Below are 12,004 nucleotides of genomic sequence, written 5' to 3'. Positions count from 1 at the left end.
AGATAGCGGCGTGGGACTGACTGCCGATCACATATTTTTCAGGCAGGATGCGGCGGCGTGGACTCCGCACATGCCGTGCACTCCGGCGCCGGGAGGTGTGGAGGAGGAGCAGAGATACATATTTGCGCCCGGTATTTTATAAGGATCGCGCAGTAGCGCGGGGCGGGCGAAGATCTGCCACAGCGTCTGGGCGCCGCCGCTGATATCGCCTCCCACCAGGTTGGGATTATCCTTTTCCAGATCGGACGGCCCGGCCGTGTGGCGCGCCAGTATTATCTCGCGGAAGCCGGGCGCGAAGCGCTCCACCTGCGCCTCGATGGCGCCGGTCATATCGCCGTCGAAGCCGTTGGACACATGGCAGTAGGCCCAGGCGGTATGTTTGCCTGCGGGTGCGCGCGAGGGATCGAAGAGGCTGGGCTGGACCAGCAGCACGAAGGGTTTCGGCGCGCTCTCGCAGCGCCAGGCGCAGCTTTCCGACAGCGCTATCTCCTCGAATGTGCCGCCCAGGTGAACCGTGCCGGCCAGCTTGCATTCGCGGGCCTTCCAGGGGATGGGCTCGCTCAGAGCCCAGTCGATCTTGAAAACGCCCGGGCCGTAGCGGTATGCCCTGAGCGACTTTCGGTAGCCGTCCGGCAGGTTGAGGCCTTTTATTCTTAGCAGCTGTGCAGGTGTGATGTCCCACATGACGGTGGCGTCCTGCGGCAGATCGTCCAGGCTATTGATGAATTTACCCGTGGTTACCGTCCCGCCATTGGATTTAAGATGCGAGGCCAGCGCGGCGCTGATGCTGCCGGAACCTCTTTTCGGTATAGGCCAGCCGGCGGCGTGCCCGGCCAGCGCCAGCGCCAGTCCGTAGGCGGCGCCGGGCCATTCGTCCAGGGGAAGTATCGCGTGGGCGCACAGCCCTGCGATGAAGCCACGCGTGCGTTCCGACTGGAAACGGTGCGCCAGGAATAGGGCGGACTGCATGGCATTGAGCCCGAAGCGGGCCAGTGAGACGGGGTGCTGAGGCCGGCGCATCCTGCCCAGCAGGTCCGGCAGCAGGTTTTCCCTGTCTTCCATCAGCGGCCTGATCAGCTGTCTGTATCCGGGGGCGTCTTTTCCCAGGGTAGCCGAAGTATCGAGTATCGATCTCTGGAGCAGAGCGCAGGAGCCGTCGTCCATGGGGTGTGCCAGCGCCGCAGGTTGCTGTATCCATATTAAACCATGGTCTGCAAGCCGCAGGGATTTGAAAAAGGGAGAGATGGCGGCCATGGGGTGTACCGCGGAGCCCGTGTCATGCGTGAAGCCGGGCAGCGTCAGCTCCGCCGAGCGCGCTCCGCCGCCGATGGAGGAGTTGCCTTCGATCACGCTAACCTTTAACCCGGCCTTGGCCAGGGTGATGGCGGCCGCCAGGCCGTTGGGGCCCGAGCCGACCACATAGACCTGCGAGTTATCGCTGCCGGTTGATTTCATTAACGAGTCCGATTCTATAACTTTTTGAATAGTCTCCGGCAGAGCAGTACCGGCATGTAGAGCATGGTGAGTATCTGTGCGTTGAGGAAGACGTTGAAAAAGCGTCCCCATTGGAGACGGGTGTCCAGGCACACGGGCGTCACCTGCACCTGTCCGTCGACATTCAGATGTTTGAGCATGGACTGCAGCACGTGGGTCCAGATGCCCTGCTGCAGCTTTGAGCCTGCGATGCGGAAGGCCAGTTCGTATACGGGGTCGCCGGCCCGCGCCAGTCCCTGTATCTGCACGATGGTTGAGTCACCTTCTTTGAAGGACGAGAAGGTAACCCATCCCGCCTCGGGATGACCCTGGGGTGTGATGAAGGTGAAGCTTTCGGGTCCGGTGTAGAGCACCATCACGCCCGTGACCACCAGTCCGCCCGGCGTATCGGCGTTGATCAGGATCACCTCGCCCGGACTGATGCCTTCCGGCGGAGGGAAGAAACGGTTGGCCGGGGGCTGGAATCCGGTGAAATTCTCTTTGAGTATTGCAATAGCCTGTTCGGGAGATATGTTGCCCGGCAGAGAGATGCGATATGTTTTCTGCCAGAGCTGTCCGAACCCCTGCATGGGCCCGGCCACACGGCGTCTGCTGACGTTGAGGTTCACCGCCTCCCCGGGCATGGGTTTGACGCTCAGCCTGGGTACCGGTTTAGCCCAGCGGTCGGCCGCAGATGTTTCGGTTGACGGGGCTTTACTCAGTAATTCCGGCGGCGGTTGTCCGCTATAACCTGCCTTTTGCAGGGCTGTGGCGATGTCGTCGTAGCAGGGTATGCCTTCGTCCAGGCGTGCCAGCCGGAAAACGTCGAGCATATGGCTGTTCAGACCGGCGGCGATCAGGCGTTGTCCCCCGTGCCTGGTGGAATTGTGCAGGCGTACCAGCATGCTGAGCGCGGTGTTGTTCAGGGATGAGGCGGAATGGAAATCCAGTATGGTCGTGTCTTTAGTGTTCACGGCCAACAGGCCGTCGATCTCCTGCTCCACGGCAGCAGAGATGTCCCCCGTCGGGGAGATGATTGCGATGTCCTGCCCGACGTCCACAACTTTCATACTGCTAATCACAGTATAGTGTCGGGTGGATGGCAAGGCAAGGTGCCGTCGCAGGGATGGTAAGATTATAATGTAGCGGTGTAATTAAGGAGTTGAGATATGGATGAATCGAGGCAGGAGATCAAAGACAGGGCATTTGCGCTGGCCAAGAAATACGAGTTTGAGAACGGCAACTGCGCGCAAAGCGTATTCGCGGGCGTGACCGAGGCGCTGGGCGTTGAGAACGAGGACGTATTCCGCGCCGCCACCGGTTTCGCCGACGGCATCGGGTTGACGGGTGACGGACACTGCGGGGCGCTGTCCGGCGCCGTGCTGGCCATCAGCTATCTTTACGGGCGTAAGAAGGAGGAGTTCCACCGCCGCGGCAAGATGATGAAGGCGCTTTTGATCTGCCGGGAGCTTGAGAACAGGTTCAACGGCATTTATGGCACATGCCGCTGCCACGATCTGCAGGTGAAATTCTACGGACGTTTCTTCAATCTGATCAACTCCGAGGACCTGGAGGCGGCACTCAAGGCCGGCGTGCTGGAGAGGTGCTCCTCGCTGGCCGGGGAGGTCGCTTCAATGGCGGTCGAGTTGATACTGGACCAGCGCGAGAAGGACGCCGCCAAAGGCTGAATTTAAATGTAGCCGCTCACGGTTGCCAGCAGGGATCGGTGTCGTCCACCTGGTTCTGAGTGAAGTTTGTCTGGTTGCTGCCGTCGGCGTTCATGATATAGATTTCCTTATTGCCGTCGCGCGTGCTCATGAAAGCTATTTGTTTACCGTCCGGCGACCAGGAGGGCGTATAATCGGCTCCCGGATCGTTGGTGAGGTTTATCTGGTTGCTGCCGTTGGCGTCCATGCGGTATATATCCCAGTTATTGTCGCGTATTGAATCGAAAGCAATATATTTGCCGTCCGGAGACCATGCGGGCGACCCCTCGTCCGTGGGAGTGTTGGTCAAGTTGACCTGGCCGCTGCCGTCGGCGTTCATGCGGTATATCTCCCAGTTGCCGTCGCGCATGCTCATGAAGGCTATTTGTTTACCGTCCGGCGACCAGCAGGGATTGGTATCCTGCTCTTCCGAATCGGTCAGCCTGGTCTGTTCATTCCAGCCGTCCTCTGAGCTGAAGGTATAGATCTCCCAGTCGTTGTCGCGCCAGGAGTGGAAGGCTATTTTTTTGCCGTCCGGCGACCAGGCCGGCGCCCCGTCGCTGGCGCTGTTTACAGTAAGCTGTGCCTGGTTATTGCCGTCGGCGTCCATGGTGAAAAGCTCGAAGTCGCCGTCGCGTTTGGAGGAGAAGGCGATCTGCCGCCCGTCGGGTGACCAGGCAGGATCGACGTTATCGTGTTCATACCTGGTAAGCTGCACGGGAGTGTCCATTCCATTTTCGGGAGCAGTGAAGATGTTCCGGTAGATGGTACCTTTGTTCTTTGACACATAGGCGATTTGTTTGGTCCCGGGAAAGGAGCCGGCCGGTGAGGCTGCCTGTGAAGGAACGCTTGCGAGGACGGTGCGCGAGACGGGGGACCATTCGGGCTCTTCCACTATGTCATCGGTCTCGTATAATGTCATAGTCTCTTCACCGTCTGCGTTGGCTATATTGATCTTATAGCTTAATTTGGTGCGGTCTTTGGAGAATGTACTCGTGATAAAGGCGATCCACTTGCCGCAGGGAGACCACGAGGCGTCCGTGTTAACCACGCCCCGTGTAGCCCGTGCTCCGGCAAGTGTCTTCAGGTTTGTCCCGTCCGTATTCATGCTGTAGATCCAGCCTGACACCTGGCACATGATTTTCGTGCCGTCGGGCGACCATCGGGGCTGACAGGCGTAGTTAAGTTTTTGGTTCACGGGCTGCACGTCGCTGCCGTCGGCATTCATAGTGTAGATATGTGTATCTTTGCCGCCCCTGTCTGAAGAGAACGCGATCCGGCTGCTGTCGGGGGACCAGCTCGGCTCGCGGTCGCCGGCGTCATCATTGGTCAATCGCACGGGGTTGCTACCGTCGTGATTGACCGTGTAGATCTCGTAGTTGCCGTCGCGGTCCGAGGCGAAGGCTATTTTGCTCCCGTCGGGAGACCAGGAAGGCTCGACATCCTTGTCGGTATTACGGGTGATGCGGTTGGGATTGGCGCCGTCCGAGTTCATCACATATAGCTCGGCGTTCCCGTCCACATTGCTCTGATACACGATCATGCTGCCGTCGGGTGACCAGGAATACCATTCGGCCGGTGTCTGGAAGCACCGGTAATCCGTCCCGTCCGTATTCATCATGCAGATGCCCGATCCCCAGCACCTGAACCATATTTTGCAGTCGGGTGGTTGGGTGGACGAAGACACCAGTCCTTTGTCTGCAGGTATTTCGATCTGGGGTGGGGACTGGGAAGCTGTCTGATTGGGGGAAATTGCGGAAGGCTGGGAGCATGCAAGGGGGATCATCACCAGGGCCATGAAGATGGGGAGAAACGTCCGGAATGCCGGCTTCATCATCTGCCACCTCCTGGAAATGAGTACAGGTGAACGAAGTGTCCTGACTATAACAGGTTACAGCAAGTCGATTTGAAGGTCAAATGCAAAACGCAGCCGATTCGTCATTGCGGTGAGGTGAAGCTGCGAGCCGAAGGCGTGGCAGGAAGCGCGGCAATCCGGTGTACCGGAACTTCATCCCCCGTCATTGCGAGCCCGAAGGGCGCGGCAATCCTGTGTACCCGCGATCACGCACAAGATTGCTTCGTCGCTACGCTCCTCGCAATGACGAACAGAATAAGCTACTCTCGCAATGACGAGCTCATTGACAGTCAGCGGGCAAACGGATACCATCAGTGCCGGGTCTAAATACCTACAGGTTCATAATTCAAAAGGGGAAATCAGGGAGGTAGGAGTAGCCTATGAACAGCCACGAGCGTACCGCAACCGCATTAAACCTGGGAGTGCCTGACCGCGTGCCCATCTTTTCATGCACCGAGGAGCAAAACCAGATTTACGAGATCCTGGGCAATAAGGACGGGGCCCTCCCGTTGAGCATGATCCGGGAGGGGGTGACAGGGGCGCTGTTCAAGCTCGCCGCCCCGCTGATCAACCGTATCGGCTGGATGACCAGCGAGACCGAGAAATTCATGGGTAAGAAGCTGGAGGCCGACATCGCCCTGGGCTACGACTGCTCCTGGCTGATGTACTCGTCCATTTTCAATTTGAGGGGCAACCGTCAGTCCACCGACATCTGGGGCAAGCTGTACGACCTGGTGGCCGACCCGGATGGAAACGTGGACACGCCCATGTACCGGGAGGGGTTGCTGACCACGCCGGAGCTGTGGGAGGCCTGGCATCATCCCGATCCCGATAAATTTTACAAGACCATCTACCGTGTATTCGCCGACCTGCAGAAGCGCTACGGCGACAAAATCTATCTGATGGGCAGCCTGTTCTCCGGGCTGTGGGAGTCCGCCTCCCAGTCGATGGGCCTGGCAAACTTCGCCGTGACCCTGCGCCGCAACCCCGACTTCGTGCGGAAAATGGTGAAATACTACGAGACGATCTACCTGGCGACCATCAACGCCACGGCCGACGCGGGCATGCCGGCCTTCATCTATTCCGACGACATGGGCCACAAGAGCGGCCCGCAGATGCCGCCGCGCGTGCTGGACGAGTTTTTCGGGCCCAGCCTGCGCAGGCTCTGCGAGGAGGCCCACAGGCGCGGCATCAAAATCATCGTACATTCCTGCGGCAACGTAAACCTGCTGCTGGAGATGTTCGCGGGCTGGGGCTTCGACGGCGTGCACTCGCTGGAGCCGACGGCCGGCATAGATATTGCGGACGTGAAAAAGCGGCTGGGGAAGCGCATGTGCATCTTAGGTAACATGGACATCTCCCATGTGCTGAGCGAGGGCACGAGGGAGGAGGTGGAGGCGGCGGTCAAGGCCCAACTGAAGGCCGCCGCCATGGACGGCGGGTACATCATGGCCATGACCAACTCGCACAACGCGGTAAAGGTCGGAAACACGCGCTGGATGATTGAAGATACCCACCGTTACGGGGTCTACCCCCTTAATTTAGCCTGATAGAGGCGAGGTGAGCGATGAATGAACGTGATGCCATAAAAGGTGTGCTGGATACGGTTGTCAGCCTGGATATCGATGCGGTGGCCGGTGAGGTGAGCGCTGCGCTGAAGGCGGGCGCCGACCCACGGGTTGTGCTGAACGACGGCCTGAGCGCCGGCATGAGGATAGTGGGCGATAAATATCAAAGCGGCGAATATTTCCTGACCGAGCTGTTGCTGGCGGGAGAGGTGATGAAAGCCGGGCTGGCGCCGCTGGAGCCCCTGCTGGCCAAAACCGACGTGCAGGGCAAGGGCACGGTGGTGCTGGCGACCGTCAAGGGGGATATTCATGACCTGGGCAAGAGCCTGGTGGGCATGATGCTCAACGCCTCCGGTTTTGAGGTGATCGACCTGGGGTCCGACGTCGCCCCCCAGCGCATCGTCGATGCGGTGCGCGAGCACAAGGCGAAGATCGTGGGGTTGTCGATGCTGCTCACGCCCATGATTGTATCCATGCGGTCCACGGTGGAGGAGATCGCGAAGGCCGGGCTGCGGGACCAGGTGAAGGTTATCATCGGCGGCGCCTGCACTACGCCGGTCCTGGCCAGGGAGATGGGCTGCGACGGCCACGGAGAAGATGCGATGGCGGCGGTCTACCTCTGCGAGAGCTTTGTTTAATTCGTCATTGCGAGCGCTTCCGCACCCCTGTCATTGCGACCGTTTTTCTCTCGTCATTGCGAGGCCGAAGGCCGCGGCAATCTGCTGTAAACAAAACGGAAAACGATCTTATTACCATGTCTTCTACTAAATCCACCGAGTTATTTCAAAGCGTTCTTAAACTTCGCCCTGAACTTGCTCATCTTGGGCGCTATGATCGCCCGGCAGTACGGCTGTGCAGCGTTGTTCTCATAATACCTCTGGTGGTAGTCCTCGGCCTCGTAGAATTTAGTTAGCGGCCTCAGCGTGGTGACGATGGGTGCGCGGAACTCCCCGGACTCGTTCAGTTTTTCGATATACTTTTCGGTCAGTTCCTTTTGCGCATCGTCCGCGTAGAAAATGGTGGAGTGGTATTGTTCGCCGACGTCGTTGCCCTGGCGGTTGGGCGTGGTCGGGTCGTGTGTATAGAAGAAGACCTCCAGCAGGTCGGTGTAGCTGATCAGCTCCGGGTCGTACTCGATCCTGGCGGCCTCGACGTGTCCGGTGTTGCCGCCGCAGACCTGCTGGTAGGTCGGGTTATCGGAGCGTCCGCCCGTGTACCCCGGCATAACCTTTAATACGCCTTTAAGTTCGGAGAAGACGGCCTCAGTGCACCAGAAGCATCCCCCGCCGAAGATCGCAGTTTCAGTTTTGCTCACCATGTCAATAGGGGAAAGAGGTTAATTTCAATGCTGAACTATTTCTTAAGAAGCTCGATGAACGCATCCCTTGTCAACCCAATATCTCGAATCAATTTGCGCAGTAACCCTGGTCCCAGTTCCTTGTGTCTTGGTACAGCCACCCTGCGCCCATTCTCATTTATCAGGATCATATGGCTTCCCTCCGTATGATCCCAGCTATACCCGATATGGTTAACCGCTTTGACGAATTCGTCCCCAGAAATTGCTGGGAGCTTGCCCACTATACACCGACCTCTACCTCTTCAGTCTCTGTAACCGGTATCTTCTCGCCATGCTTTCGCATACTGGCAATATATCCCTTGATGGCTTCCTGTACGTTAGACAATGCTTCCTCTTTAGTTTTTCCCTGGGAATGACAACCCTGCAGGGCAGGGCAACTGGCGATAATGTAACCGTCTTCGTCCTTTTCCAGAGTGATGGTAAATCTCATATACTGTCTCCGGTTATATTTAGCTGATTAGAATTATAACAGCTTTCTGTCTGCGCTCATAGTAGTCTCGTACATACGCATCATGCGGCGCGCGGCGTCCGCGACCTTTTTGCGCAGCGCTGCCGGCTGCAGCGCCTCCACCTTATCTCCCCAGCGCAGCACGAACGAGACGAACTCGTCGCTGACCGGCACCATGAAGCCGACCTCGGCCGATCCGTCCTGCTGCATCTTGACGGACTGTGAGGGGTGCCAGCGCGTCTCGGCTGCGATGCGCGCGATCTCCGGGTCAAACCTGAGACGTACCTTGACCGGACTTCCGTTGAGCGTGATGCCCCAGGCCGGGGCCAGGAATTTATTGGCGTCGAAGTCCGCGGGTATGGAGTAGTGTTCGTCCAGCAGCGCGATATCGATGATGCGGTCGATCTTGAAGGTGCGCACCCTGCGCGCCTGGTGGCAGTAGGCGATCAGGTAGTTTGCGTGCTCGAAGGTGGCGGGCTGGATGAAATAGGGCTCGATCACCCTTTGTCCGGCCTGCGGGCGTCCCAGCGCTTGGTAGGTCATCTTAACCCTGCGCCCGTTGATCCAGGCGTGGGTCAGCGCGTCCATGATGCGGCGCAGGCGGTCGTCTCGTTGCAGCTTCTGCATCCAGTCGATGGTGCGCCTCACCTGGTCCCGCAGCGGCGCGGGCACGGCGGAGTTGAGCTTGACGAAGGTGGAGTCGATATTGGGGTTATAGGTGTTGGAGTAGGCCAGCATCAGCCGGGCCGCCAGGAATATGGTCATGGCCTCGGGAAGTGTGAATGAGATGGGGGGCAGGAAGTATCCCGGCTCGATCCCGCGCCTGGCGCCATCCTCCCAGACGGGGACGCCGATTGATTCCAGCGCCTCGAGGTCGCGCCGCGCGGTGCGTGCGCACACCCCGCATTTCTCCGCTATGGCGCCCACGGTCAGTCCCTCCGGGCACTGGTAGAGTATGTGTTCCACCTTACTCAGCCGCGCCAGCCTGTCCCGCTTGTTCTCCCTCACTGCTTACCCCTTGCGTGATACGCTCGAAATTATACCACAGGCGCCTTTAGCCGGAGTGACAGATAGCTGTCCCGTCCCCGTTGTAGATTATCATCACAGGCTATGGAAAAGGGGTATAAGTCATGAAAATGGACCGCGGCCATATGTACGATATGTTTGAGTGTGTGGGTGATGACGATGATGAGGATGCGCCCGGCGCCGAAACCGGCGGGCGGAATAGACATTTAAAAGGGTCCGACCCAGTGGATAGCTTCCTTGGTGTCGGGCGCAGGGTCGAGCTGCCGGTGGTGGTGGAGCATTATTACGATGACCTGCTGGCGCTGGCCTTGAAGGAGCAGGTGAAGTCCGGCGGCTGGAAGGTGGTCAGGGTTTTAGGGCCGGACAGGGAGTCGAAGCCGGACTACAATGAGGTCCAGGCGGGACCCGGCAGGTGCATCGGTGTGCTGGCCTGCGGGCGTCTGCTGCTCGTTCGTGGTGCGACGCGGCTGTCGGTGCGCATCAAATGCAGCCGTCACGGCGAGCGCGCCTGGGTGTCGGTGGAGGGGCGGCTTGCCGATAAGCGGGAGGCGCATAACTTCGCCGCGGGCGTCGACGTAGTAGTTCGCCGGAGGGAGCTTTACCGTGGGCAGAAGATAAAGTACAACGGCGGCTTCCAGTTCCTGCAGACGGGCGCCAGGGGCTGGGATGACTTGGCGCTGCAGTCCGAGCTTAAGGAGGAGCTTGTTGCCAACACCGTTGGTTTCCTCAAGCGGAGCAGGGAGCTGGCCAGATACGGTATACCGCGCAAGCGGGGACTGATACTGGCGGGCAGGCCGGGCACGGGCAAGACGCTGGTCTCGAAGGTGCTGATGAGCAACAGTCCGGGTATCACCTGTCTGGCGGCCGACCCCGCGCTGCTGGTGCACGCCCGCTATATGCGGGAGTTATACGATATTGCGGGAGACCTCAGGCCCGCCATCGTATTTTTAGAGGACATCGACCTGATAGGGGAGAGCAGGGGAGGTCCGGGTGCCCGCGGGGAAGCGCTCAACGAGTTGCTGGACATATTGGACGGCGTAAAGGAATGTAGCGAGGTCGTGACCATCGCCACCACTAACTACGTCGAGGCGCTGGACGACGCCCTCAGCCGGCGTCCCTCGCGTTTCGACCGCGTCATCACCATGTGTCCGCCCGGCAGGGAGTTGCGCCGCGAGATCGTGCATAACCTGTGCAAAAGGATACCGCTCGACCCGGCGGTGCAGGAGCACGTGGTATGCAGGACCGAGGGCTACACGCCGGCGCAGGTGCAGGAGGTGATCTACGGGCTGGTGATACAGGGCAAGAATCTATATGGCGTCAGGAAGGGCTGCAGTTTCAGCAGGGAGGAGGTGGACGGCGTCCTGCGGCGTATCAGCCGCAGGAACAGCGAACCCATCGGGTTCAAGAAGGAAGATATCTACTATAAATAATCGAGGAGGGTCACATGAAAGATCAGAGCAAGGTGGTCAACTGCAGGGGATGTGGAGGGACCGGCGAGCAGGGGCATTACGGCGCATTCAGCAAGCCTCATGATTGCGGAGTCTGCGGCGGCACGGGCATGGTGAAGATGGATCCGGGGGACAGGTGGTGCAACCGCTGCGGCGGATCGGGAAAAGAGGAGGCTGGCTCGCCGGGATTCGAGAAACAGAAGCGCTGTCACGTCTGCGGCGGCAGCGGTTTGGTGCAGGTATGACGCATGCAACAGTACGAGCTTAACTGGAAGGACTACTACGACGTGCTGAGTGTGAGCCCCGGCGCCGAGCAGGAGGTGGTCAAGGCCGCCTACACGGCTCTTGCGCGCAAGCACCATCCTGATGCCGGCGGCTCCGCGCAGCGCATGAAGGATATCAATGAGGCCTGGGAGGTGCTGTCCGACCCACTTAGGAAGGTGGACTACGACCTTTACCGTCGGCAGCGGGCTGAAGAGGGAGATAAGCGGTATGCCTATGACGGATCGAGGCCGTCCACTCCCCCACCGACTTCACCACCATCACGCAAATCTCCCGGCGAAGGCATACTGCCCTGGCCTTCCCTGGCCTGGCAGCGGGTTGCGCTTTTCACCAGCATACCGCTGGGCTTGGGTCTGATGCTGTTGCCCTTCGGCCTATGGTACGCCCTGGCTGGCCTCTTTATTCTCTTCACCGCCTGCTACGCGTCCATCAAGACGCGCGGGCTGAGTAGGATTGAGAACAGGTGGACGGCCGTAAAGGTCGGCGCCGGCTTCTGCATCACCTCCAGCCTGTGCATATTGGGCGCGATAGTGCTGGTGCTATCCGTGGTCTTTATCACAGTAGTGGCAATTATTGCTGTTGTCAGGGCATTAACAGCATCATAAGCCCTGCATCATTCACATATGGTAAACTGCAACAGGGAGGTTGATATCAATGATCGGAGCCATTTCCGGTGACAGCATCGGGTCGGCCTATGAATCCCAAAGTATTAAGGAAGAGGGCTTCCCGTTGTTTAGCCCGGGATACGTATTCGCTGATGACATTGTTCTGACTATTGCAGTGGTGGACAGCATCCTGACAGGTAAAGGTAAAGGATATGTCGCGGCACTCAATAAATGGA

General features: G+C 58.9%; 13 protein-coding genes. 6 read left to right on the top strand and 7 right to left on the bottom strand.

Going from position 1 to position 12,004, the window contains the following annotated elements; translation table 11 throughout:
• Positions 1-27 precede the first annotated feature (27 nt).
• Entirely contained in the window at positions 28-1,455 is a 1,428-nt protein-coding gene (locus tag WC359_03690; GenBank protein ID MFA5399518.1) for an NAD(P)/FAD-dependent oxidoreductase, read from the bottom strand.
• Between the two features lie 14 nt (positions 1,456-1,469).
• Positions 1,470-2,543 (bottom strand): STAS domain-containing protein, encoded by a 1,074-nt coding sequence (locus tag WC359_03685; protein ID MFA5399517.1) that lies wholly within the window; start codon positions 2,541-2,543, stop codon positions 1,470-1,472.
• Between the two features lie 99 nt (positions 2,544-2,642).
• Here WC359_03685 and WC359_03680 point away from each other — a divergent pair, with 99 nt between their 5' ends.
• A complete protein-coding gene (locus WC359_03680; GenBank protein MFA5399516.1) occupies positions 2,643-3,161 on the top strand; it encodes a C-GCAxxG-C-C family protein in 519 nt (172 codons plus the stop codon).
• 16 nt (positions 3,162-3,177) lie between these two features.
• Here WC359_03680 and WC359_03675 read toward each other — a convergent pair whose 3' ends face one another.
• On the bottom strand, positions 3,178-5,016 hold the full coding sequence (locus tag WC359_03675; protein MFA5399515.1) for a hypothetical protein: 1,839 nt from the start codon (positions 5,014-5,016) through the stop codon (positions 3,178-3,180).
• A 398-nt stretch (positions 5,017-5,414) separates the two neighbouring features.
• Between WC359_03675 and WC359_03670 the strand changes: the two genes are divergently transcribed.
• Both WC359_03670 and WC359_03665 read left to right on the top strand, forming a co-directional pair.
• On the top strand, positions 5,415-6,584 hold the full coding sequence (locus WC359_03670; protein ID MFA5399514.1) for a uroporphyrinogen decarboxylase family protein: 1,170 nt from the start codon (positions 5,415-5,417) through the stop codon (positions 6,582-6,584).
• Between the two features lie 17 nt (positions 6,585-6,601).
• The gene (locus WC359_03665; protein ID MFA5399513.1) at positions 6,602-7,240 is read left to right on the top strand and encodes a corrinoid protein; all 639 of its coding nucleotides are present in this window, start codon (positions 6,602-6,604) and stop codon (positions 7,238-7,240) included.
• 140 nt (positions 7,241-7,380) lie between these two features.
• On the opposite strand, the gene msrA is transcribed toward WC359_03665, so the two are convergent.
• The 4 genes from msrA to WC359_03645 are packed head-to-tail and all read right to left on the bottom strand — an operon-like array spanning position 7,381 to position 9,415.
• Positions 7,381-7,920, bottom strand: a complete 540-nt coding sequence (gene msrA, locus WC359_03660) for a peptide-methionine (S)-S-oxide reductase MsrA (GenBank protein ID MFA5399512.1) — start codon at positions 7,918-7,920, stop codon at positions 7,381-7,383.
• Positions 7,921-7,955: 35 nt separating this feature from the next.
• Complete coding sequence (locus WC359_03655; GenBank protein MFA5399511.1) at positions 7,956-8,180, bottom strand: type II toxin-antitoxin system HicA family toxin; 225 nt, start codon at positions 8,178-8,180, stop codon at positions 7,956-7,958.
• Positions 8,180-8,389, bottom strand: a complete 210-nt coding sequence (locus WC359_03650; protein MFA5399510.1) for a type II toxin-antitoxin system HicB family antitoxin — start codon at positions 8,387-8,389, stop codon at positions 8,180-8,182. Before WC359_03650 ends, WC359_03655 begins: the two co-directional genes overlap by 1 nt.
• A gap of 33 nt (positions 8,390-8,422) precedes the next feature.
• Entirely contained in the window at positions 8,423-9,415 is a 993-nt protein-coding gene (locus WC359_03645; protein ID MFA5399509.1) for a WYL domain-containing transcriptional regulator, read from the bottom strand.
• 122 nt (positions 9,416-9,537) lie between these two features.
• Here WC359_03645 and WC359_03640 point away from each other — a divergent pair, with 122 nt between their 5' ends.
• Genes WC359_03640 through WC359_03630 form a run of 3 tightly spaced genes read left to right on the top strand, consistent with a single transcriptional unit; the run spans position 9,538 to position 11,768 of the window.
• Positions 9,538-10,863 carry an ATP-binding protein gene (locus tag WC359_03640; GenBank protein MFA5399508.1) on the top strand — a complete coding sequence of 442 codons (1,326 nt, stop codon included), beginning with the start codon at positions 9,538-9,540 and terminating at the stop codon, positions 10,861-10,863.
• Between the two features lie 14 nt (positions 10,864-10,877).
• Positions 10,878-11,126: a hypothetical protein gene (locus tag WC359_03635; GenBank protein ID MFA5399507.1), complete on the top strand. Its 249-nt coding sequence runs from the start codon at positions 10,878-10,880 to the stop codon at positions 11,124-11,126.
• A gap of 3 nt (positions 11,127-11,129) precedes the next feature.
• Positions 11,130-11,768 carry a J domain-containing protein gene (locus WC359_03630; protein MFA5399506.1) on the top strand — a complete coding sequence of 213 codons (639 nt, stop codon included), beginning with the start codon at positions 11,130-11,132 and terminating at the stop codon, positions 11,766-11,768.
• The last annotated feature ends 236 nt before the right edge of the window (positions 11,769-12,004 follow it).

It is taken from the genome of Dehalococcoidia bacterium (genome assembly GCA_041653995.1).
Classification (GTDB): domain Bacteria; phylum Chloroflexota; class Dehalococcoidia; order GIF9; family UBA5629; genus CAIMUM01.
The sequence above is the reverse complement of the archived record's forward strand: the minus strand, read 5'-3'. Positions and strand labels throughout refer to the sequence as shown.

Bases quoted from the DNA above. Each gene is read 5' to 3' on its own strand.
- WC359_03670 (MFA5399514.1), top strand. From the start codon at position 5,415: ATGAACAGCCACGAGCGTACCGCAACCGCATTAAACCTGGGAGTGCCT.
- WC359_03685 (MFA5399517.1), bottom strand. From the start codon at position 2,543: ATGAAAGTTGTGGACGTCGGGCAGGACATCGCAATCATCTCCCCGACG.
- WC359_03635 (MFA5399507.1), top strand. From the start codon at position 10,878: ATGAAAGATCAGAGCAAGGTGGTCAACTGCAGGGGATGTGGAGGGACC.
- WC359_03680 (MFA5399516.1), top strand. From the start codon at position 2,643: ATGGATGAATCGAGGCAGGAGATCAAAGACAGGGCATTTGCGCTGGCC.
- WC359_03650 (MFA5399510.1), bottom strand. From the start codon at position 8,389: ATGAGATTTACCATCACTCTGGAAAAGGACGAAGACGGTTACATTATC.
- msrA (MFA5399512.1), bottom strand. From the start codon at position 7,920: ATGGTGAGCAAAACTGAAACTGCGATCTTCGGCGGGGGATGCTTCTGG.
- WC359_03675 (MFA5399515.1), bottom strand. From the start codon at position 5,016: ATGATGAAGCCGGCATTCCGGACGTTTCTCCCCATCTTCATGGCCCTG.
- WC359_03690 (MFA5399518.1), bottom strand. From the start codon at position 1,455: ATGAAATCAACCGGCAGCGATAACTCGCAGGTCTATGTGGTCGGCTCG.
- WC359_03630 (MFA5399506.1), top strand. From the start codon at position 11,130: ATGCAACAGTACGAGCTTAACTGGAAGGACTACTACGACGTGCTGAGT.
- WC359_03640 (MFA5399508.1), top strand. From the start codon at position 9,538: ATGAAAATGGACCGCGGCCATATGTACGATATGTTTGAGTGTGTGGGT.
- WC359_03665 (MFA5399513.1), top strand. From the start codon at position 6,602: ATGAATGAACGTGATGCCATAAAAGGTGTGCTGGATACGGTTGTCAGC.